Source organism: Noviherbaspirillum pedocola, assembly GCF_016632335.1.
Lineage (GTDB): Bacteria > Pseudomonadota > Gammaproteobacteria > Burkholderiales > Burkholderiaceae_D > Noviherbaspirillum_A > Noviherbaspirillum_A pedocola.
Genome location: NZ_JAEPBG010000001.1, coordinates 1,002,526 through 1,023,686 on the forward strand (window position 1 = coordinate 1,002,526; position 21,161 = coordinate 1,023,686).

Consider the following 21,161-nt stretch of genomic DNA (forward strand, 5'->3'; position numbering starts at 1 on the left):
GAACTCCCTTCCTTCGGTTCCGCGCCGCCGCCTCGCATTGTTTGCCATGCTGGTCTGCGCTTTCCTGCAGGCGGGATGCGGTCAGACCGGTCCGCTGTATCTGCCGCAGAAACCCGCGCCCCGGCCTGTCGGACAATCGGTGCAGCCCGCACCCACCGACAAGCCCACGCCGCCGCCAGTGGCCACGCCACCCGTGCCGGTATCGCCGCCCATAGGGTCGCCGACACCAGTCGCTCCCGCATCCGAATAGTCTTCCACCACCATGTCGATTTTTTCCTATCGCGACGGCGAACTGTGCGCCGAAGCCGTGCCATTGAAAGCCATCGCCGAGCGCTTCGGCACGCCGACCTATGTGTATTCCAAGGCGGCGCTGCTCGATAACTTCGCCGCCTACGACCGCGCCTGCCGCGCGCATGCAAAGAGCGGCAATGCGCTGGTCTGCTACTCGGTCAAATCCAATTCCAACCTGGCCGTGCTGAACCTCCTGGCGAGCCAGGGTTCGGGCTTTGACATCGTTTCCGGCGGCGAACTGCTGCGCGTGATCGCCGCCGGCGGCGATCCGCGCAAGGTGATCTTCTCCGGCGTGGGCAAGTCGCGCGAGGAAATGCGCCTGGCGCTGTCGCACGACATCCTGTGCTTCAACGTCGAATCGATTCCCGAGCTGCAGCGGCTGAACGAGGTCGCGGGCGAGCTGGGCAAGCGGGCGCCGGTGTCGCTGCGCGTGAATCCGAATGTGGATGCGAAGACGCATCCGTACATCTCCACCGGCCTGAAGGAAAACAAGTTCGGCGTGGCCTTCGAAGACACGCTGTCGACCTATCGCGCCGCAGCCAAGCTGCCGAACCTGGAAGTGGTCGGCATCGATTGCCACATCGGCTCGCAATTGCTGGACGACGCGCCGCTGCTGGAAGCCCTGGACAAGGTGATCGACCTGGTCGATGCGCTGGAAGCCGAAGGCATCGCGCTGCATCACCTCGATATCGGCGGCGGCATCGGCATTACCTATGACGAGGAAAAGCCGGTTGCGGTCGGCGATTATCTCGAGCGCCTGTTCGCGCGGGTCAATGCCTGGCGCGATGCCAAGCATGGCGGCGCGCCGATCAAGGTCTTGTTCGAGCCGGGCCGCTCCATCGTCGGCAATGCCGGCGTGCTGGTCACCGAGGTGCAATACCTCAAGCATGGCGCATCAAAGAATTTCGCGATCGTCGATGCCGCGATGAATGACCTGATGCGCCCGGCGATGTATGAAGCCTGGCATGGCGTGAAGCCGGTGACGCAGCGCATGCAACCGGGCAAGGTGTACGACGTGGTCGGCCCGGTATGCGAATCCGGCGACTGGCTGGCGCGTTCGCGCGATCTGGCGATGGAAGCCGGCGACCTGCTGGCGATCATGTCCGCCGGCGCCTATGGCATGACGATGGCTTCGAACTACAACACCCGCGGCCGCGCGGCCGAGGTGATGGTGGATGGCGCGGAGATGCATCTGATCCGTCGGCGCGAGACGCCGCAGGAGCTGTTTGCGCTGGAGTCGCTACTGCCCGGCGATGCAGCGTAGCAGCGTAGGTTGGGCTGACGCAGGAAGCCCAACATGCTTGCGGTCCGCAGGCGTTTGACGTTGGGCTTGGCAGCCCAACCTACGAAACTGCCCCGACGATGCAGCGTGAATTGAGTACACCGTAGGGTGGGTGAAACCCACGCGTCTTTTCAAACAACCACGCCGCGTGGGTTTCACCCACCCTACAGGAGCGCGGCATCAACCTGCCCTGCTCACCATTGCCTTCTTCTCCGTCTCGCTCCGCGCAAATTTCCAGTACAAGCGCATCCCCAGCAGCACGGCCACGATCACGCCATACAGCGTCGGATTGGCGAAATCATGCTTGCCCGCCTTCATCCACCAGTAATGCAATATGCCCAGCGGCGCGATCAGGTAGATCAGCCGGTGCAGCCACTGCCAGCGCTTCGCGCCCAGCCGCTTGATCATCGCGTTGGTGCTGGTTGCGGCCAGCGGCAGCAGCAGCACGAAGGCAGTGAAGCCGACCAGGATGAACGGCCGCTTGGCCACGTCCTTGAACATCTCGGCCACGTTGAAGAAATGGTCGAACCACAGGAAGGTCATGAAGTGCAGGCTGGCATAGAAGAAGGCATACAGCCCGAGCATGCGCCGCAGCCGGATCAGCCAGTTCCAGCCCGAGATGCGCCGCAACGGCGTTGCCGCCAGCGTGAAGCACAGGAAATACAGCGTCCAGTCGCCAGTGTTGCGCGTGATGAATTCGACCGGGTTCGCCCCCAGCCGATCGGTGAAGGTCGCCAGCACCAGCCGGGCGAACGGCAGCAGCGACGCCACAAACAGCAGCGCCTTGACGACCTGAAGCTGGCGCGGCGCCAGCATGGCGAGCGGGCGGGCCATCAGAAGAACTTTTTCAGGTCCATGCCGGAATACAGCGACGCGACCTGCTCATAGCCGTTGAACATCAGCGTCTTGCGCTTCGGTGTGAAGAGACCATCCTCGCCGATGCGCCGCTCGGTTGCCTGCGACCAGCGCGGATGGTCCACGTTTGGATTCACGTTGGAATAGAAACCGTATTCCGACGCCGCCGCCTCGTTCCATGACGTCTTGGGCTGGTCGCGCACGAAGCGGATCTTTACGATCGACTTCGCCGACTTGAAGCCGTACTTCCACGGCACCACGACCCGCACAGGCGCGCCGTTCTGGTTCGGCAGGGTTTCGCCATACATGCCAAAGGTCAATAGCGTCAGCGGATGGTTGGCTTCATCGAGGCGCAGGCCTTCGGCATAGGGCCAATCGAGCACGCGGCTGGAGAGTCCATTCATTTGCTTCGGATCGGCCAGCGAAATGAATTGCACATACTTCGCATTGCCGTTCGGCTCGACGCGCCGGATCAGCTCGGCGAGCGAATAACCGGTCCACGGTATTACCATCGACCAGCCCTCGACGCAGCGCAGCCGGTACAGCCTTTCCTCGAGCGGCGCGAGCTTCATCAGGCTGTCGATGTCCAGCGTCATCGGCTTTTTCACTTCGCCTTCGATGGCGATGGTCCAGGGCCGGGTTTTCAAGGTGCCGGCATTGCGCGCCGGGTCGGCCTTGTCGGTGCCGAATTCATAGAAGTTGTTGTAGCTGGTCGCGTCCTTGAAGGACGTGGTCTTGTCCATCACCACGTAAGCCGGATTCGGCTTCGCGCCCAGCTTCTGGCCGGTCTGCGCGAAGGCTTCGCGCGCGGCCATTTCCCACAGCGCGCCGCCGGCGATGGAGCCCAGGGCCAGACGGCGGATGAAATCGCGGCGCGATTCGAACACTTCGCGCGGCGTGATTTCGGAAGGAAACGGCAAATCGATGCCGTTCGGATTACGTTTGATCAGCATGGCAGGCTCCTCAGAGGTTCTTGCATCCTTATTCGCAGCAGATGCGGCGCTGGATGCAAGTTACCCGAAATTTTCGGCGCCTGCCGCGCGCTCAGAGCTGGCCGTAGGAATGCAGACCGGACAGGAACATGTTGACGCCGAGGAAAGCGAAGGTCGTCACCAGCAGACCCACCAGCGCCCACCAGGCCGCGATCTGCCCGCGCAAGCCCTTCATCAGCCGCATGTGCAGCCAGGCAGCATAGTTGAGCCACACGATCAGGGCCCAGGTCTCTTTCGGATCCCAGGACCAGTAGCCGCCCCAGGCTTCCGCCGCCCACAGGCCGCCGAGGATGGTGGCAATGGTGAAGAAGGCGAAGCCGACGGCGATCGCCTTGTACATCACGTCATCGAGCACCTCGAGCGTGGGCAGGCGGTCGGCCAGGATGCCGTGCGACTTGCACAGGTAGGCCGAGCCGACCATCGCCGCCAGCGCGAAAGTGCCGTAGCCGATGAAGTTGGCAGGCACATGGATCTTCATCCACCAGCTCTGCAGCGCCGGCACCAGCGGCTGGATTTCCGCGGCGTCGCGGCTGATGGTGTACCAGAGCAGAAAGCCCACTGCAGCCGAGATCACCAGCAGTACGAACGGCCCGATCTGGCGCGTGGCGTAGCGGTCTTCGTAGTACAGGTAGAACAGCGCGGTGATCATGCAGAACAGGATGAAGACTTCATACAGGTTCGACACCGGGATATGGCCGACGTCCGCGCCAACGAGATAGGACTCGTACCAGCGCACCAGCATGCCGGTGAAGCCGATCACCACCGCGGCCCAGCACAGCTTGCTGCCGATGGCGGCACCGAAGTTCGAGCGCGCCAGGAAACCGCCCCAGTAGAACAGCGTGGACAGATAGAAGAAGGTGCTCATCCACAGGATCGCGGACTGGCTCGACAGCATGTACTTCAGCAGGAATTTCTTGTTCGCCATGTCGAGCGAGCCACCGTACAGCGCAATGGCAGACAACGCCAGGATCGCCAGCGCCGCCATCAGCGCGCGCACCGGTTTCCATTGCCAGCCGAGCCAGGCGAACACTGGAACGGCGCCGATCAGGATCGCCTGCTCGTAGATATCCATGTACTGGCCATAGCGATGCAGCGCAAATGCCGCGCCGGCGACCAGCGCCAGCGCATACAGCCAGTCAAGCACGCCGAGCCGGTGCAGAAAACCGGCGGGCGGCGCGTAGGAAGCGGAAGGTTGTCGCGTCAGTTCCATGGGTGATGCTCCGTATGCGCCGCGTCGTGCGGCGAAGAATGCTTTGGACGAACGGTCAGTATAGTGGATGGTTTCGCACCGCCGCTCATTTCGCGGGCGGCCCTTGCGTCAGCGCCTGCCGCATCGCTTCGGCTTCGCGGTCGAAATCCAGCGTGCGCCGCTGCGTGCTCATCGCCATCATGGCTTGCGCGCCGTCGCCGCCCTCCTTGATCCACACCCACAGGCGGCGCTCGCGTACGTACAGCATCGCGAAAATACCGGCTACCAGCAGCAGGCAGCCGAAGTAGACGATTTTCTTGCCCGGCGAACGCGTGACCTGCAGCACCGAGGCCTTCACTTCCTCGAAGGAATCGAGATGCAGATAGAACGGCGCGCCATAAAAGACCGCGTCCGAATACGCATTCGTGGCCAGCTGCAGGAAGCGGCCATGCTTTTCATCCGCAGCCACCGGCGGCAAGCCATCCTTGTCACGCGCCAGTTGCCAGACTTCCCACAGGCTGCCGTTCAGGATTTTCATGAAGATGTCGGCGGCCTTTTCCTGCTCGCCTTGCGGCAGGCGTTCCAGGAAACGCGCCACTGCAATATAGCCCGCTTCCTTGCCATTGCCGGCGAAGATGTCCAGGCCCTTGTTCGCGGAATCGCGCAACTGCGTACGCACCGTATCGCCGCTGCCGGGCAGCGCCCGCTGCGCATAGCGCTCGGCGGCATGCGCGCGCAATTGCGGATCCTGCAGCGCAGCGCGAAAACGCATCCAATCGTCCAGGGAATCCTTGTCGTCGGCCGGGATGCGCAGATAGCGGAAAGCTTCGTTCGGCGATTCGCGCATGCCCGACAGGAACACCCACTCACCCTCGATGCGCACCGGCTGCATGTAGTTGTGGTACTCGCGTGCCTGCCCGGTCTTGTCGCGCAGCTTGTACTGCACGCTCGGGCCGACATTCCTCAGGTCGCGCTTGTTGACGTTCTTCGCGGCCGAGCCGAGCTGCTTGCCGAGATCATCCGCCAGGCTGTGATTCTTCGATACGGCGCGCACGTCCTGCCCCGGCTCGGTCATGTTTTCGACGTTGAAGGCGCGAAAGCCCGACCATTCGATGGTGTAGTCGCCTTGCTTGCCGGCGTTCGGCGCGGTCGAGCCGCCTACTTCAGCGTCGAGGTTGAAGCCGGTTTCCTTCGGCCCCGTCATTGGATAGGCGGTGAGCTTCAGTTTGCTGCCGCCATCCTCGAAGCTCGACTGATACACCGCCAGTCCCTTGTGGATCAGCGGCTGATTGACCTTGATGGTTGCCGGAAAGCTCTTGCCAGTGTCATGGTCGGTGACCTGCACTTCGCTGGCGAACAGCTTGGGCATGCCGGTGGAGTAGTACTCGATGATGAAACGGTTGAGCCGGATCGTGAACGGCAGCGGCTGGATCAGCACGCCGGACTCGCGCGGGATGATCGCATTGTCGCTGGCCGCGCCTTCCGGGATCAGCGTGTTGCCGCGGAAGGTCGGATTGCCCAGGCCGAGGCGGCTTTGCGCCGGCACATCGGCGATCAGGCCGCTGCCGGCATACGGCGTCTTGCCATACATCCATTGCTGCAGGCGGATCGGCAGGTCGGAATCGAGCAGGCCTCCTATGCAGATGATGACGATTGCGCTGTGCGCCAGGATGTAGCCCCACTTGCTGGCAGCGCCGCGCTTGGCGGCGATCAGCATCGCGCCATCTTTCTGCACCAGCTTCGTCCGGTAGCCCAGCGCGCGGATGCGCTGCGCGCTCTGCTCGACCAACGCATCGACCGGCATCGCTTCGCGCCACTCGGCCTTGTGATGGAAGTTGCGCAGCGATTGCTCGCGCAGATTCTCGCGCCAGCTCACCATGTCGCGCAGCATGCGCGGCGCATTGCGCACGATGCACAGCGAGGTCGACGTCACCAGGAAGCCCAGTATCAGCAGGAACCACCAGGCCGAATACACCGCATACAGGCCGATCTTGTCGAACACGTCGAACCAGAAAGGCCCGAACTGGTTCACGTAGTTCGGCATCGGCTCGTTCTGCTTCAGCACGGTGCCGATCACGGAGGCGATGGCGAGCACCGACAGCAGGCTGATCGCAAAACGCATCGATGACAGCAATTCGACGACGCCGGCCAGCGCGCCGCGTTTGCTGCTGGAGGGTATGCCGGTGGCGCCGGTGTCGACGCCGCCGGGGATATCTGTCTGCCCGGAATGCAAGGCTGCTTCCTCAAAAAGAAAGGGGGCGTCGTGTCGCCCCCTGTGATTCACACCGCGCGATCGAATGATGCCGCGCTTACTTTAGGCCAGCGATGTAATCCGCAACCGCGGCGCTTTCCGCATCGGACAGGCGCATGGCGATAGCGCTCATCTGCTCACTGTTACGCCGACCGCCAGTGCGGAAAGCGACGAGCTGAGCCGAAGTATATTCCGGATGCTGGCCGGACAGGCGCGGATACTGCACCGGGATGCCGTCGCCCGCAGGCCCATGGCAGCTTGCGCAGGCCGGCACGTTCTTTTCGGCGATGCCGCCGCGCCAGATCTTCTTGCCGAGATCGATGGATTCACGGTTCTTCGCCGCGCCGGGCTTGGGCGCCTGCTTGGCGAGATAGGCGGCGATGTCGTTCATTTCGGCATCGGACAAGGCCTTGGCGATCGGCGACATGATTGGATTGTTGCGCTCGGGCGTGCGGAAATTCGCAAGCTGCTTGGCGAGGTATTGCGGATGCTGCCCGGCGAGCTTCGGGTTCTGCGCAATCGTGGAATTGCCGTTGGCGCCATGGCAGGCCAGGCAGGCGGGGATGTTGCGTGCCGCATCGCCATTGGTGTAGATGGTTTCGCCTTTTGCGGCATCGGCCTTGGCCGGCTTGGCTTCTTCAGCGCCGGCGGACAGGGAAAGCGCCATCAGGACTGCGGCGCAGGAACTGACAAAGGAGGAAAACGCACGATTCATTCAGACACCCGGAGAATTGTTGGAGTTATGGCTTATCGGCGATTGCACTGCGTGATGCGAAGGCCATGATGCCTTGGCAGATGGAGCTCGCATCGACATCGCCGCCCGTATTCACTACACCTGCCGCATGCTTCCTGATGCCGAGCACGCCGGGCGGCGGCGTTCAGCCGATGATTGTACAATAGCTCCCTCCGCTTTTTGCCTTTCCGGGCATCACTTTCCTCGCACCCATGTCCCAGCTCTGGCAGGCCCGTTTCTTCACTACCGTCAATCATCTGCGCGATCTGCCGAAGACGCAGGTTCCCGAAATCGCCTTCGCCGGCCGCTCGAACGCGGGCAAGTCCACTGCGATCAATGTGCTGTGCAATCAGAAAAAGCTTGCGTTCGCGTCGAAGACGCCAGGCCGCACGCAGCACATCAATTTCTTTTCGATAGGCGGCGCCCATGTTGGCCAGCATCGCAAGGATGAAACCCGCGTCGATGAAATCCGCGCGCTGCTGGTGGATTTGCCAGGCTATGGCTACGCGGAAGTGTCCGGTGACGCGAAGATTCACTGGCAGAACCTGCTCGGGGACTACGTCGCGCGGCGCGAGCAGTTGGCAGCGCTGGTGCTGATCATGGATGCGCGCCGCCCGTTCACTGAGCTCGACGTCCAGATGCTCGAGTGGTTCGCCCCGACCGGCAAGCCCATTCATTGCCTGCTGGCCAAGGCCGACAAGCTCAATCGCAACGAATCGACGAATGCGCTGCGCGAAACACGCGCCGTGCTGTCGAGCTATGCGATGCCGGATGGCTCGCCCTACCCCGCGACGGCGCAACTGTTTTCGGCATTGAAGCGCACCGGGCTCGATGAAGCCACCGAGAGAATCGAGGCGCTATTGCACTTGAACGAGCCGCAAGCGTCGGCATCTGAAGACGAGTCCGCTGAAGGCCAGTCATAAAAAAACCCTGGAGAAAGGGGAGTATCTCCAGGGTAGTAACGCCTCATCGTTAGGAACGATAGGCCCCGCTCAGGGAGGAGAAGCGGGAGGCACTTGACGCACCTATCGCTATGAATGCACCGTGGCGAAAAGGTTCACAGATTTTTTTCCGCAAGATTGCAATTTCTTCCAGGAACAAACCCATGTCCAAGACCATTCCTTCGCCGCAATTTCCCGCCATACGCATGCGCCGCATGCGAAAAGATGCGTTCTCGCGCGCAATGATGCGCGAGAACGTCATCACCGCAAGCGACCTGATCTACCCGGTCTTCGTGCAGGAAGGCACGAACCAGTGCGAGAAGGTGGCGTCCATGCCCGGCGTCGAGCGCATCAGTGTGGACCTGCTCCTGGGTGTTGCAGAGGAATGCGTATCGCTTGGCATCCCGGTGCTGGCGCTGTTCCCGGTGATCAATCCTTCGCTGAAGACGCCGGACGGCATCGAAGCCACCAATCCGAAGGGCCTGATTCCGCGCGCGGTGCGCGAGCTGAAGCTGCGTTTCCCGGAGCTCGGCATCCTGACCGACGTTGCGCTCGACCCGTACACCAGCCATGGCCAGGATGGCGTGCTCAATGCCGAAGGCTATGTGCTCAATGACGAAACCACGAGCCTGCTGGTCAAGCAGGCGCTGACGCAAGCCGAAGCCGGCGTGGACATCGTCGCGCCTTCGGACATGATGGATGGCCGCATCGGCGCGATCCGTTCCGCGCTGGAATCGCATCACCATATCCACACCCGCATCATGGCCTATTCGGCCAAGTATGCTTCCGCGTTCTACGGCCCGTTCCGCGATGCTGTCGGCTCGGCGGCCAATCTCGGCAAGGGCAGCAAGGCCACTTATCAGATGGACCCGGCCAACAGCGATGAAGCCCTGCGCGAAGTGGCGCTGGACCTGGCCGAAGGCGCGGACATGGTGATGGTCAAGCCCGGCATGCCGTATCTCGACATCGTGCGTCGTGTGAAGGACGAGTTCCGCGTACCCACCTTCGCGTACCAGGTCAGCGGCGAATACGCGATGATCAAGGCCGCCGCCAAGAACGGTTGGCTCGACCATGACAAGACGATGATGGAATCGATCATGGCCTTCAAGCGCGCCGGCGCCGATGGCGTGCTGACCTATTTCGCGCTGGACGTGGCGCGTCGCCTGAAGCAGAAGCCTTAAGCCGCCAGCGCCGCATGGACGTCATACGCATCGCCAACCACGGCGCGGCGCTGCTGGCGCAGGACGACAGGACCGAACCCGGCGATGGCTTCCTGTGGCTCGATGCCACGCATGAAGAAGTTGCCGCCGATCCACAAGCCTGGCGCGCCGCCGTCGAAGCGGCCACCGGCGTGCAGATCTACGATCCGCATCTCACCGATGCGGTGAACCTGCGGCATCCGTCCTATTTCGATCCGACCCGCGATTACGAGCTGCTGGTATTCCGCAAGCTGGCCATGGGCAATGGCCATGACGGCAAGCGAGCATCGATCGCGCGCATCGACACACGGCCTGTCGCCTTCCTGCTGATGGACAAGGCGCTGGTCATGGTCCGGGCCAAGGACAGCCGCATCATCAATGCCGCGCGCACGCGCTTGCTGGAGGTGCATGCGCGTCCCGGTAATGGCCATGGCGGCCGTCTTCCAGCTTCGCCGACCGAGTTGATGCTGCGCCTCCTGAACGCGATGGTGGACCAGTACCTGGACCTGCGCCAGCCGCTGTCGCTGCAGGTCGACCGCTGGCAGCGCGCGCTGCTCAACACCGAGCGCACCTTCACCGACTGGAGCGCCCTGCTCGATGCGCGCATCGAATTGCGCAAGCTCGATCATCTCTGCGAAGAACAGCACGACGCGATGCAGGAGTTGCGCGACCATCTGGTCGACAGCATGCATCCGGGCGGCGATGCGCGCGCGCACGATCTGCTGATGGTGCGCATCAATGACGTGATGGAACACATTGCCCGCGTGCTGAACCATGCGCGCCGGCTCGAAGCCTCGATGGAGTCCGCGGTGCAAATTCATTACGCGGCAATGGCGCATCGCACCAGCGAGATCATGCGCACGCTGACCGTGCTGACTGCCCTCTTCATGCCATTGACGCTGATCACCGGCATCTTCGGCATGAACTTCGAATGGATGCCGCTATTGAAGCATCACAACGGCTTCTGGATCACGATGTCGGGAATGGGTGTGCTGGTGGTGGTATTGCTGCTGTACTTCAGGCGCAGGCGTTACCTGGAGGACCAGGATCTGCCCGGCTCGCGCGGGGATGCGGGAAAACATAAAGCGGAATGACATGCAGGGTGGGCGCAGCCCACGCGGTTCCTGTGGCTTGCCGCAAACCGCGTGGGCTGCGCCCACCCTACGAACTACCGTTTCTCGAAGCGCTTTACTTGTTCGGCTGCGGCGTCAGACGCAGATACGGCTTCGGCGCGGTATAGCCCTTCGGATATTTCTGCTTCAGCGTGGCTTCATCCTGGATCGACAGCGGGATGATCACGTCATCGCCATCCTTCCAGTTGCCTGGCGTGGCCACCGTGTAGTTGTCGCTGAGCTGCAGCGCATCGATCACGCGCAGCACTTCATCGAAATTGCGGCCGGTGCTCATCGGATAGGTGATCATCAGCCGTACCTTCTTCTTCGGATCGATCACGAACAGAGAGCGCACGGTGGCGGTCTCGGACTGGTTGGGGTGGATCATGTCATACAGCGTCGACACGGTCTTGTCCGCATCAGCAACGATCGGGAAGCCAACGACAGTCTTCTGGGTTTCCTCGATGTCCTTGATCCAGTCCTTGTGCTTGTCGGCCGGATCGACGGACAGTGCGATGGCCTTTACATTGCGCTTGTCGAATTCGCCTTTCAGCTTGGCGGTCAGGCCGAGTTCGGTGGTGCAGACCGGCGTGAAATCGGCGGGATGCGAAAACAGCACAACCCAGGAGTCGCCTGCCCATTCATGAAAGCGGATCCTGCCGATCGAGGAATCCTGCTCGAAGTCGGGTGCGGTATCGCCTAGTCGCAAGCTCATTTCGTTCTCCTATCAGTTGTCGGGGCGATAAGGATATCGCCAACCTGACTGCCGGCTCAACGATTTTTCCCGAGTAAGAAAATAACCATCGATTGTAGAGGTGCCGTCTTAACCACCCGACACGGGCGCGAGCGAGCGCAGGAAGCTGTCCGCATCCTGGTAGCCGATGACCCGGCCGGCCTCGGCGGCATTGCCACCAAACAGGATGATGCCCGGCGGGCCGAACAGCCGGAAGCGTTTGAGCAAGGCCTTGTCATCGGCATCGTTGGCCGTGACATCGGCCTGCAGCAGCAGCATGCCGGCGAAGCGCTGCTTCACGCGCGCATCGCTGAAGGTCAGCTTTTCCATTTCCTTGCAGGACACGCACCAGTCGGCATAGAAGTCCAGCAGCACCGGCTTGCCCTTGGCCGCGACCAGCGCCGCATCGAGGTCGGCCGGCGACTTGATGCGCTGGAACGCGGTTTCCTGCGCTTGTCCGCCACGCAGGCGCGCCAGCGGCGCCAGCGGGTCGCGCGCGCCGCTGGCCAGGCCCGCGACCTGGGCCGCGCCTGCCAGCAGGAACACCAGTCCGGCGAGCTTGCCAACCATGCCCGGTCCGCGCAGCAGCCAGGCGCCATAGCCCAAGCCAAGCGCAGCCCAGCCGGCCATCTGCAGCCATGCCGGAATCACCGGCGCGACCATCCACAGAGCCACGCCGAGCATCAGCACGCCGAACAGGCGCTTGACCGATTCCATCCACGTGCCCGCGCGCGGCAGCAGCGAACCGGCGGATACGCCGATGATCAGCAGCGGCACGCTCATGCCGACCGCCATCGAGAACAGCGCGCTGCCGCCGACCATGACATCACGTGTCTGGCTGATGTACAGCAGCGCCCCCGCAAGCGGCGCGGCCACGCAGGGTCCAACGATCAGGGCCGACAGCGCGCCCATGATGAATACGCCGGTGTAGCGGCCCGCGCTCTGTCGCTCGGAAACGCGCGCGAGCCGGGTCTGGATTGCGGCCGGCATCTGCAGCTGGTAGACATTGAACATCGACAGCGCCATGACTGCCATCAGCAGCGCGAAGCCGGACAGCACCCACGGATTCTGCAGGCTTGCGGACAGGCCTTCGCCGGCCAGGCCGGCGGCGATACCCAGCAGCGTATAGACACAGGCCATGCCCAGCGCATAGGCCACCGACAGCATGAAGCCATGCGTGCGGCTGGTCTTGGCGCCGCTGCCAAGGATGATGGTCGACAGGATGGGCACCATCGGCAGCACGCAGGGCGTGAACGCCAGGCCAAGGCCCAGCAGCAGAAACAGCGGCACGATCACACGCAGCTTGCCGCTCTTCAAGGCGGATTCGACGCGACCCATGTCGGTATCCGTGGCAGTGACCGAGGCAGCCGCTTCGGTGGGCGCGACATCGATTGCGCCTGACGGCGCGGACGACATGCCAGCGGCGCTGGCCGCGCCGCGCACCGCGGCCAGCAGGCCGCCGCCATTCGGCGACAGCTGCGCCTTCGAGTCGATCGGCGTGTAGCACAGTCCGGCATCGGCGCAACCCTGGCCGGTCGAGATCAGGGTAAATGGGCCGTCGGCTTCCACGGGAATCGTGATCGACACTGCGTGCCGGTAGGTCTCGACTTCCTTGTTGAAGGTCTCGTCGAACTTGACCTTGCCTTTCGGGATCACCGGCTCGCCGAGCTTCGCGCCCTCGGCGCGGAAGGCGAAACGCTCGCGGTACATGTAGTAGCCGTCGGCAATCGCATAGGAAACCTCGATCGTCTTCGGATCAAGCATGCGCGCGGAAAACTTGAACGCCGCTTCCGGCTCGAGATAATCATCTGCCGCATGCGCGAACGGCAACGCAAGCGCGAGAAACAGCATCAGCAGCCAGGCCAGGAAGCGGCGCGGGCGCAGGACAGGCTCAGACATCGATATCCTTCTTCGTTTCCTTCCGGACCCAATCGAGATAGGCCGGCAAGCCGTTCGCGATCGGCACGGCGATCACTTCGGGCAGTTGATAGGGGTGCAGCGCGCGGATCGCGGCTTCGAGTTCGGCATAGCGCGTCGCGGTGGTCTTGATCAGCAGCGTGATCTCGCTCTCTTCCTCGACAGCGCCCTGCCAGCGGTACACCGACTGCACACCGGGCAGCATGTTGACGCAGGCGGCGAGCTGCTGCTCGACGAGTGCGCGCGCGATGCGGCGCGCGCTGTCGATGTCGCCGAGGTTGGTCAGCACCAGCAATGTCGGTTCTTCCATGTTCCTGTCCTTCGCTTACTTCAGCAGGCGACGGCGCGTCAGCAGCGTGGCGACATAGAAGCCACCAAGGCAATACGCCAGCAGCACCATCAGATTGCCGACAGCATCCACCGGCCATTCGCCGAGGATCAGCGGCCGTACCAGGCGCACCGCGGCGCCAAGTGGCAGATAGTGTGAAATGACTTGCAGCCAGCCGGGCAGCTGCGTGACCGGATAGTACACGCCCGAGACGAAGATCATCGGCGTCAATACCAGTGTGAAATAGTAGGTGAAGAAATCGTAGCCCTTGGCAATCGCATTGAACACCAGGCCCAGTGAAGCGAAGGTCATGCCGACCAGGAACAGCAGCGGCAGCGCGAGCAGCGTATGCGGATGCAGGCCGATGCCGAGCAGGAACATCACCACCAGGATTGCAATGCCGGAGAACAGCGACTTCGTTGCGGCCCATAGCATTTCGGCCAGAACCACATCGTCCAGGTCCAGCGGCGCGTTCAGCAGCGCTTCCCAGGTCTTCTGCACGTGCATGCGCGAGAACGCGGAATACAGCGCCTCGAAGGAAGCGGCCATCATCACCGACATGCAGATTGAGCCGGATGCCAGATAGTGGATGTACGGAATGCCATCGATGCTCTTCAGCAGGCTGCCCAAGCCATAGCCGAAAGCGATGAGGGTAATCAGCGGATCGGCGATATTGCCCAGCACGCTCGCAACTGCAAGTTTTTTCCATACCAGGAAATTGCGGCGCCAGATCGGGATGAAGCGCGTCGAGAACGACGGCAGCGCATAGCTCATCATCGTCAGTCCCTCATTTCGCGGCCGGTGAGCTTCAGGAACAGGTCTTCCAGGTTCGCCGGTCGGTGGATGTAGCGCACGCCGGGCGTGGTCGACAGACTGTCGACCAGCGGCTGCGCATCATTGGTGTAGCAGAAGACGGTCTCGCCGCTGACCTCGTAGCGCGCGGCAAGCCGACGACCGACGGTTTCGCCCCAGCTCAGCGCGTTTTCACCGTAGGCCTCCACCACTTGCGACTCGATGTGCGCGGCGATCAGGTCGCGCGGCGAGCCTTCGGCGATCATGCGGCCAAGATCGATGACGGCCAGGCGATCGCATAGGCGCTCTGCCTCATCCATGAAGTGGGTTGTGAGGAAGATCGTCTTGCCTTCGGCCAGTAGCGTCTTCAGGCGCTCCCAGATCATGTGCCTTGCCTGAGGATCGAGGCCGGTGGTCGGCTCATCCATGAAGATCAGGTCCGGATCATTGACCAGCGAGCGCGCAAGCGTGAGACGCCTGCGCATGCCGCCGGAGAGCTCGCCTATACGTGCGTCCTTCTTTGACGTCAGGTTCGAGAACTCGAGCAGCTTCGGTATGCGTTCAAGGATCACTGCATCCGGCATGCCGAAGTAGCGGCCAAAGACGAGCAGGTTTTCGGAGACCGTGAAGTCAGGATCGAGATTGTCGCCCTGTGGCACCACGCCGACACGCAGCCGCGCTGCGCGCGCATCCGCTGGCACCTTGTGGCCGACGAGTGTGACACTACCGTCGTCGGGAGAGGTCAGCCCGAGACACAGGCGCAGCGTCGTGGTCTTGCCGGCGCCGTTCGGTCCAAGCAAGCCATAGCATTCCCCGCGTCGCAACGCGAAGGACAGGCCATTGACGATGAGCTGGCGCGCGTCGCCGCTGCCATAGCTCTTGCGCAGCTTGTCGACGATGAGGATTGAATCGGCGCCCGGGATGCCCGCCGCCGTAGTTTGCGGCTTCAAGGCCGCCGGGGTGGAAGTCATGCGGGTATGGGTAATAAAAAAAGCCAGGCGGTTGCCTGGCTTCGGATTGTACATCGTTCATGCGGCACGCTTTTGCGCAGGCCGCATGAAGACCTTTTCAGGTCTTATTCGCCGCTGGTGTCTTCAACGGCTTCCGTGATTTCCGGACGGTCAACCAGTTCGACGAATGCCATCGGCGCATTGTCGCCAACGCGGAAACCCATCTTCAGGATGCGGGTATAACCGCCGTTGCGGTTGGCATAGCGCGGGCCGAGTTCATTGAACAGCTTGACGACGATATCGCGATCGCGCAGGCGGTTGAATGCCAGGCGCTTGTTGGCGAGGCTGTCGGTCTTGGCCAGGGTCAGCAGCGGCTCGACAACGCGGCGCAGTTCCTTGGCTTTCGGAACGGTAGTTTTGATTGCTTCGTGGCGCAGCAGCGAGATCGACATGTTGCGCAGCATTGCGAGGCGATGAGCGGAGGTACGGTTCAGCTTGCGAAGGCCGTGACGGTGACGCATGGTATTTCCTTTCGATTGAGTTTGTTTCCAGCTCTTCTATCGTCGCAGGATGCGGCGCGGGCCGGTAAGGCTAGTTTGAAAAACGGTGGATGATAGCTGAAGACGCGACGCGCCTCCAGCGTTTCTTCACCGGCTACTGCAATTACTTCTCGAGACCGGCGGGCGGCCAGTTTTCGAGTTTCATGCCGAGGGTCAGGCCGCGCGAAGCGAGCACTTCCTTGATCTCGTTGAGCGACTTGCGGCCCAGGTTCGGGGTCTTCAGCAGTTCGTTCTCGCTGCGCTGGATCAGGTCGCCGATGTAGTAGATGTTCTCGGCTTTCAGGCAGTTCGCGGAACGGACCGTGAGTTCCAGGTCGTCGACCGGGCGCAGCAGGATCGGGTCGACCGACGGTGCACGCGACGGCGCTTCAGCGGCGGCTTCGGTGCCTTCCAGCGCGGCGAACACGTTCAGCTGGTCGACCAGCACGCGCGCGGCCTGGCGAATCGCTTCTTCCGGCGAGATCACGCCATTGGTCTCGATGTTCATGACCAGCTTATCCAGGTCGGTACGCTGCTCAACGCGAGCGGACTCGACTGCATAGGACACGCGGCGAACCGGCGAGAACGAGGCATCCAGGATGATGCGGCCGATGGTCTTGTTGGTGTCTTCGGACAGGCGACGCACATTGCCCGGCACATAACCACGGCCCTTCTCGACCTTGATCTGCATGTCGAGCGAACCGCCGGCGGTCAGATGAGCGATCACGTGATCCGGGTTGATGATCTCGACGTCATGCGGAAGATCGATGTCCGATGCGAAGACCGGGCCTTCGCCATCCTTCTTCAGAGTCAGCGTCACTTCGTCGCGATTGTGCAGCTTGAACACCACGCCCTTCAGGTTCAGCAGCAGGTCAACGACGTCTTCCTGCACGCCGTCCAGCGACGAGTACTCATGCACGACCTTGGCGATCGTCACTTCGGTGGCCGCAAAACCGATCATCGTCGACAGCAGAACGCGACGCAGCGCATTGCCCAGCGTATGGCCATAGCCGCGCTCAAACGGCTCCATGGTCACTTTCGCGTGGCCGGCGCCAAGCGCCTCGACTTCGATGATTCGGGGTTTCAACAGGCTGTTTTGCATGGATGGTCCTTTTCAATACCCTCGGCTCGTTACACCGATAAGGCTGACGGCACTAGTGGAAAGCCCGCCGGACAAGCGGCGGGCACGGTACAGCAGGTGCTACAAGACTGCGGTCAGCCGGATTAGCGGCTGTAGAGTTCGACGATCAGCGATTCGTTGATGTCGCCAGCGATGTCGCTGCGCTCCGGCACGCTCTTGAAGGTGCCTTCCATCTTCTTCGAGTCGACGGCGACCCAGGTCGGCATGCCAACCTGCTCGGCCAGCGACAGCGCCTCGACGATACGGGTCTGCTTCTTGGCCTTTTCACGCACGGCGATCACGTCGCCCGGCTTGACCTGGTAGGAAGCGATGTTCACGACGATACCGTTCACGGTGAACGCCTTGTGCGACACCAGCTGGCGGCTCTCGGCGCGGGTCGAACCAAAGCCCATGCGATAGATGACGTTGTCGAGGCGGGTTTCCAGCAGCTTCAGCAGATTCTCACCGGTGTTGCCCTTGCGACGATCAGCCTCAGCGAAGTAGCGACGGAACTGGCGCTCGAGTACGCCGTAGATGCGCTTGACCTTCTGCTTTTCACGCAGCTGGTTGCCGAAGTCGGAAGTGCGGGCGCCCGAAGTGCGGCCATGCTGGCCCGGCTTCGAATCCATCTTGCCCTTGGAATCTGCGGAGCGGCGGGCGCTCTTCAGGAACAGGTCGGTGCCTTCACGGCGGGACAGTTTAACTTTAGGACCGGTATAACGTGCCACGATATTTTCCTTTGTTGATGACGCCCCAGGCGACGGTTGCCGATTATTGCGGCTTGCCGATTACCAGGCGCTAGTCAGTTCGGCGTGAGAACTGACGGTGGTCTTAAGAACAAAACCCGCCAAGCTCCCCTGGCGGGCACTGCGATGCCGCTTGCAGCGGCATGCGCGGCCGATCTGAATTAGATACGACGACGCTTCGGCGGACGGCAGCCGTTGTGCGGGATCGGGGTGACGTCCTGGATCTGGGTGATCTTCATGCCCAGATTGTTCAGAGCGCGCACGGCCGATTCACGACCCGGGCCCGGGCCCTTGATGCGCACTTCCAGGTTCTTCACACCAAACTCCACAGCCACCTTGCCTGCGGCTTCGGCCGCGACCTGAGCAGCGAACGGCGTGGATTTACGGGAGCCCTTGAAGCCGGCGCCGCCGGAAGTTGCCCACGACAGGGCATTGCCCTGGCGGTCCGTGATCGTAATGATGGTGTTGTTGAAGGACGCGTGGATGTGCGCGATACCTTCGGCAACGTTCTTCTTGACTTTCTTGCGCACGCGCGAGGCGGCGGCGTTGTTTGGTGCTTTAGCCATGGTCTTTTCCTTGAATCCCGATGCTGCTTCGGATTATTTCTTCAGCGCTTGCGCTGCCTTGCGCGGGCCCTTGCGGGTGCGAGCGTTGGTGCGGGTGCGCTGGCCGCGAACCGGCAAGCCGCGACGATGACGCAGGCCGCGGTAGCAACCCAGGTCCATCAAGCGCTTGATGTTCATGGAGACTTCACGGCGCAGGTCGCCTTCGACGACGAACTTGCCGATCTCGTCGCGCAGCTTTTCCAGCTCGTTGTCGTCCAGGTCCTTGACCTTCTTGTTGGTCGCCACGCCGGTGGTTGCGCAGATCTCTTCAGCGCGCGGACGGCCGATACCGAAAATGGCGGTCAGGCCGATCACGGTGTGTTGGTGGTTGGGGATGTTAACCCCTGCAATACGTGCCATTCGTTATTCCTCGATCAATAACGTTAATTAACCTTGGCGCTGCTTGTGGCGGGGTTCGATGCAGATGACACGAACGACGCCTTTGCGCTTGATGATCTTGCAGTTGCGGCAGATCCGCTTCACTGATGCGAGCACTTTCATGTTGGCCCTCTTCCTATAGTTCTTGGTTCAATCGAATTACTTGGTACGGAACACGATGCGGGCGCGCGAGAGGTCGTATGGCGTGAGCTCCACCGTCACCTTGTCGCCCGGCAGGATGCGGATATAGTTCATTCGCATCTTTCCGGAAATGTGTCCCAGCACTACATGCCCGTTTTCAAGCTTCACCCTGAATGTGGCATTTGGCAGATTCTCGAGAATCTCGCCCTGCATCTGAATAACGTCGTCTTTTGCCATGCGTCCGTCCGTCACATCCCGCTTACCGCGACGGGATGCCGCCCTTGAAGTTTGCCTTGCGCAGCAGCGATTCATATTGCTGCGACATCACGTAGTTCTGTACCTGCGACATGAAGTCCATCGTTACGACAACGATGATCAACAGCGAGGTGCCGCCGAAATAGAACGGCACCTTCCAGCGCGCGATCAGGAATTCCGGCAACAGACATACCAGCGTGATATACACCGCACCGGCCAGCGTCAGGCGCATCAGGATGCGGTCGATATAGCGCGCGGTTTGCTCGCCAGGACGGATACCCGGAACGAAGGCTCCGCTCTTCTTCAGGTTGTCCGCGGTCTCCTTGCTGTTGAAGACCAGGGCGGTATAGAAGAAGCAGAAGAACACAATCGCAATCGCATACAACAGCGCATGGATCGGCTCACCCGGCGCCAGCGATGCCGACAGGTCCTTCAGGAAACGCACGAAGGCGTTCGAGCTAGAACCGCTGGTGAACCAGCTTGTCAGCGTTGCCGGGAACAGGATGATCGACGACGCAAAGATCGGCGGAATCACACCTGCCATGTTGAGCTTCAGCGGCAGGTGACTGCTTTGGCCGCCATAGATCTTGTTGCCAACCTGGCGCTTCGCATAATTCACCAGGATCTTGCGTTGACCGCGCTCGATAAACACAACCGCAAAGGTCACGAGGGCAACGATGATGCAGATCAGAATGGCAGACAGAGCATTCATCGAGCCGGTGCGAACCAGTTCGAAAAGCCCACCCAGAGCATTCGGCAGACCCGCCGCGATACCGGCGAAGATGATGATCGAAATACCATTACCCAGACCGCGCTCGGTGATCTGCTCGCCCAGCCACATCAGGAACATGGTGCCAGTAATGAGAGTCACGACCGTGGTGAGGCGGAATGCATAGCCCGGATCCAGCACCAATCCTTGCTGCGACTCCAGTGCCACCGCGATACCGAGCGCCTGAAAGGAGCCCAGCAGCAGCGTGCCGTAACGGGTGTATTGCGTGATCTTGCGTCGCCCTGCTTCGCCTTCCTTCTTGATCGCCTCAAGTTGCGGCGACACGATGGAAAGCAGCTGCATGATGATCGACGCAGAGATGTACGGCATGATACCGAGCGCGAACACTGTGAAACGCGACAGTGCACCGCCCGAGAACATGTTGAACATCCCCAGAATGCCACCCTGGTTCTGCTTGAACAGTTGCGCCAACTGGGTCGGGTCGATGCCCGGCACCGGGATGTGCGCGCCTATCCGATAGACCACCAGGGCGCCGAGCAGGAACCACAGGCGGCTCCACGGAAAACCGCTCGCCGCGCCTTTGGCCAGTTGGGGAGTCGTCGCCACTTGGTACTCCGATCAGGGGGCCGTATTACGCTATCGAGCCGCCAGCGGCTTCGATTGCGGCTTTGGCGCCCTTGGTTGCGATCAAGCCTTTGAGGCTGACTTTTTTCGTGAGTTCGCCGGAGGCGATCACACGAACGACGCGCGCCAAGTCAGACACGACGCCGGCTTGCTTCAGTGCCAGCAGATCGATGTCTTCGACCGGCAGGTTCTGCAGGTCGGACAGGCGAACTTCCGCCTTGTACGGCGTCGCCAGCGACTTGAAGCCACGCTTCGGCAGGCGACGCTGCAGCGGCATCTGACCGCCTTCGAAGCCGACCTTGTGGAAGCCGCCCGAACGCGACTTCTGACCTTTGTGACCACGGCCGGCGGTCTTGCCCAGGCCCGAGCCGATACCACGACCGACGCGACGCTTGGCGTGCTTGGCGCCTGCTGCCGGTTGAATGTTATTCAGTTCCATGCTTTGCTCCGTGCGCAAG

At 61.8% G+C, this 21,161-nt stretch carries 24 protein-coding genes; 4 read left to right on the top strand and 20 right to left on the bottom strand.

Annotation, left to right across the window (positions count from 1 at the left end; all coding sequences use genetic code 11):
• Positions 1-81: 81 nt before the first annotated feature.
• Positions 82-264 carry a hypothetical protein gene (locus tag JJB74_RS04480; protein ID WP_200590578.1) on the bottom strand — a complete coding sequence of 61 codons (183 nt, stop codon included), beginning with the start codon at positions 262-264 and terminating at the stop codon, positions 82-84.
• On the opposite strand from JJB74_RS04480, the gene lysA reads away from it, so the two are divergent.
• Positions 263-1,555 carry a diaminopimelate decarboxylase gene (lysA, locus tag JJB74_RS04485; RefSeq protein WP_200590579.1) on the top strand — a complete coding sequence of 431 codons (1,293 nt, stop codon included), beginning with the start codon at positions 263-265 and terminating at the stop codon, positions 1,553-1,555. The genes JJB74_RS04480 and lysA overlap by 2 nt on opposite strands.
• A 198-nt stretch (positions 1,556-1,753) precedes the next feature.
• Here lysA and msrQ read toward each other — a convergent pair whose 3' ends face one another.
• The 5 genes from msrQ to JJB74_RS04510 all read right to left on the bottom strand — a co-directional run bounded on the left by msrQ (position 1,754) and on the right by JJB74_RS04510 (position 7,527).
• Positions 1,754-2,407, bottom strand: coding sequence for a protein-methionine-sulfoxide reductase heme-binding subunit MsrQ (msrQ, locus tag JJB74_RS04490; protein ID WP_234483733.1), 654 nt, complete (start codon positions 2,405-2,407; stop codon positions 1,754-1,756).
• Positions 2,407-3,381, bottom strand: coding sequence for a protein-methionine-sulfoxide reductase catalytic subunit MsrP (gene msrP, locus JJB74_RS04495; protein ID WP_200590580.1), 975 nt, complete (start codon positions 3,379-3,381; stop codon positions 2,407-2,409). Before msrP ends, msrQ begins: the two co-directional genes overlap by 1 nt.
• Before the next feature lie 91 nt (positions 3,382-3,472).
• Positions 3,473-4,630: a c-type cytochrome biogenesis protein CcsB gene (gene ccsB / locus JJB74_RS04500; protein ID WP_200590581.1), complete on the bottom strand. Its 1,158-nt coding sequence runs from the start codon at positions 4,628-4,630 to the stop codon at positions 3,473-3,475.
• Between the two features lie 85 nt (positions 4,631-4,715).
• Complete coding sequence (locus JJB74_RS04505) at positions 4,716-6,731, bottom strand: cytochrome c biogenesis protein ResB (RefSeq protein ID WP_200590776.1); 2,016 nt, start codon at positions 6,729-6,731, stop codon at positions 4,716-4,718.
• 187 nt (positions 6,732-6,918) lie between these two features.
• Positions 6,919-7,527, bottom strand: a complete 609-nt coding sequence (locus tag JJB74_RS04510; protein ID WP_407672271.1) for a c-type cytochrome — start codon at positions 7,525-7,527, stop codon at positions 6,919-6,921.
• A 278-nt stretch (positions 7,528-7,805) separates the two neighbouring features.
• On the opposite strand from JJB74_RS04510, the gene yihA reads away from it, so the two are divergent.
• The 3 genes from yihA (at position 7,806) to JJB74_RS04525 (ending at position 10,827) form a co-directional block, all read left to right on the top strand.
• Positions 7,806-8,516, top strand: coding sequence for a ribosome biogenesis GTP-binding protein YihA/YsxC (yihA, locus tag JJB74_RS04515; protein WP_200590583.1), 711 nt, complete (start codon positions 7,806-7,808; stop codon positions 8,514-8,516).
• 182 nt (positions 8,517-8,698) lie between these two features.
• Complete coding sequence (gene hemB, locus JJB74_RS04520; protein WP_200590584.1) at positions 8,699-9,715, top strand: porphobilinogen synthase; 1,017 nt, start codon at positions 8,699-8,701, stop codon at positions 9,713-9,715.
• 14 nt (positions 9,716-9,729) lie between these two features.
• On the top strand, positions 9,730-10,827 hold the full coding sequence (locus JJB74_RS04525; RefSeq protein WP_200590585.1) for a magnesium transporter CorA family protein: 1,098 nt from the start codon (positions 9,730-9,732) through the stop codon (positions 10,825-10,827).
• A 94-nt stretch (positions 10,828-10,921) separates the two neighbouring features.
• On the opposite strand, the gene JJB74_RS04530 is transcribed toward JJB74_RS04525, so the two are convergent.
• The 14 genes from JJB74_RS04530 to rplO all read right to left on the bottom strand — a co-directional run bounded on the left by JJB74_RS04530 (position 10,922) and on the right by rplO (position 21,142).
• On the bottom strand, positions 10,922-11,560 hold the full coding sequence (locus tag JJB74_RS04530; RefSeq protein WP_200590586.1) for a peroxiredoxin: 639 nt from the start codon (positions 11,558-11,560) through the stop codon (positions 10,922-10,924).
• 108 nt (positions 11,561-11,668) lie between these two features.
• Positions 11,669-13,477, bottom strand: a complete 1,809-nt coding sequence (dsbD, locus tag JJB74_RS04535) for a protein-disulfide reductase DsbD (protein WP_200590587.1) — start codon at positions 13,475-13,477, stop codon at positions 11,669-11,671.
• Positions 13,470-13,805, bottom strand: coding sequence for a divalent-cation tolerance protein CutA (gene cutA / locus JJB74_RS04540; protein ID WP_200590588.1), 336 nt, complete (start codon positions 13,803-13,805; stop codon positions 13,470-13,472). The genes dsbD and cutA overlap by 8 nt, the downstream gene beginning before the upstream one ends.
• Before the next feature lie 15 nt (positions 13,806-13,820).
• A complete protein-coding gene (locus JJB74_RS04545; protein ID WP_200590589.1) occupies positions 13,821-14,600 on the bottom strand; it encodes an ABC transporter permease in 780 nt (259 codons plus the stop codon).
• A 2-nt stretch (positions 14,601-14,602) separates the two neighbouring features.
• On the bottom strand, positions 14,603-15,586 hold the full coding sequence (locus JJB74_RS04550) for an ATP-binding cassette domain-containing protein (RefSeq protein WP_200590590.1): 984 nt from the start codon (positions 15,584-15,586) through the stop codon (positions 14,603-14,605).
• A gap of 104 nt (positions 15,587-15,690) precedes the next feature.
• Positions 15,691-16,086: a 50S ribosomal protein L17 gene (rplQ, locus tag JJB74_RS04555; protein ID WP_200590591.1), complete on the bottom strand. Its 396-nt coding sequence runs from the start codon at positions 16,084-16,086 to the stop codon at positions 15,691-15,693.
• Positions 16,087-16,228: 142 nt separating this feature from the next.
• Positions 16,229-17,206: a DNA-directed RNA polymerase subunit alpha gene (locus tag JJB74_RS04560; protein WP_200590592.1), complete on the bottom strand. Its 978-nt coding sequence runs from the start codon at positions 17,204-17,206 to the stop codon at positions 16,229-16,231.
• Between the two features lie 122 nt (positions 17,207-17,328).
• Complete coding sequence (rpsD, locus tag JJB74_RS04565; protein ID WP_200590593.1) at positions 17,329-17,952, bottom strand: 30S ribosomal protein S4; 624 nt, start codon at positions 17,950-17,952, stop codon at positions 17,329-17,331.
• Positions 17,953-18,131: 179 nt separating this feature from the next.
• On the bottom strand, positions 18,132-18,536 hold the full coding sequence (rpsK, locus tag JJB74_RS04570; protein WP_200590594.1) for a 30S ribosomal protein S11: 405 nt from the start codon (positions 18,534-18,536) through the stop codon (positions 18,132-18,134).
• Between the two features lie 33 nt (positions 18,537-18,569).
• Positions 18,570-18,935: a 30S ribosomal protein S13 gene (gene rpsM / locus JJB74_RS04575; protein WP_200590595.1), complete on the bottom strand. Its 366-nt coding sequence runs from the start codon at positions 18,933-18,935 to the stop codon at positions 18,570-18,572.
• Positions 18,936-18,962: 27 nt separating this feature from the next.
• Positions 18,963-19,076, bottom strand: coding sequence for a 50S ribosomal protein L36 (gene rpmJ, locus JJB74_RS04580; protein ID WP_012081231.1), 114 nt, complete (start codon positions 19,074-19,076; stop codon positions 18,963-18,965).
• 36 nt (positions 19,077-19,112) lie between these two features.
• Positions 19,113-19,331 carry a translation initiation factor IF-1 gene (infA, locus tag JJB74_RS04585; RefSeq protein WP_005663428.1) on the bottom strand — a complete coding sequence of 73 codons (219 nt, stop codon included), beginning with the start codon at positions 19,329-19,331 and terminating at the stop codon, positions 19,113-19,115.
• 22 nt (positions 19,332-19,353) lie between these two features.
• Complete coding sequence (secY, locus tag JJB74_RS04590; RefSeq protein ID WP_200590596.1) at positions 19,354-20,685, bottom strand: preprotein translocase subunit SecY; 1,332 nt, start codon at positions 20,683-20,685, stop codon at positions 19,354-19,356.
• Between the two features lie 25 nt (positions 20,686-20,710).
• The gene (gene rplO / locus JJB74_RS04595) at positions 20,711-21,142 is read right to left on the bottom strand and encodes a 50S ribosomal protein L15 (RefSeq protein ID WP_200590597.1); all 432 of its coding nucleotides are present in this window, start codon (positions 21,140-21,142) and stop codon (positions 20,711-20,713) included.
• Between the last annotated feature and the right edge of the window lie 19 nt (positions 21,143-21,161).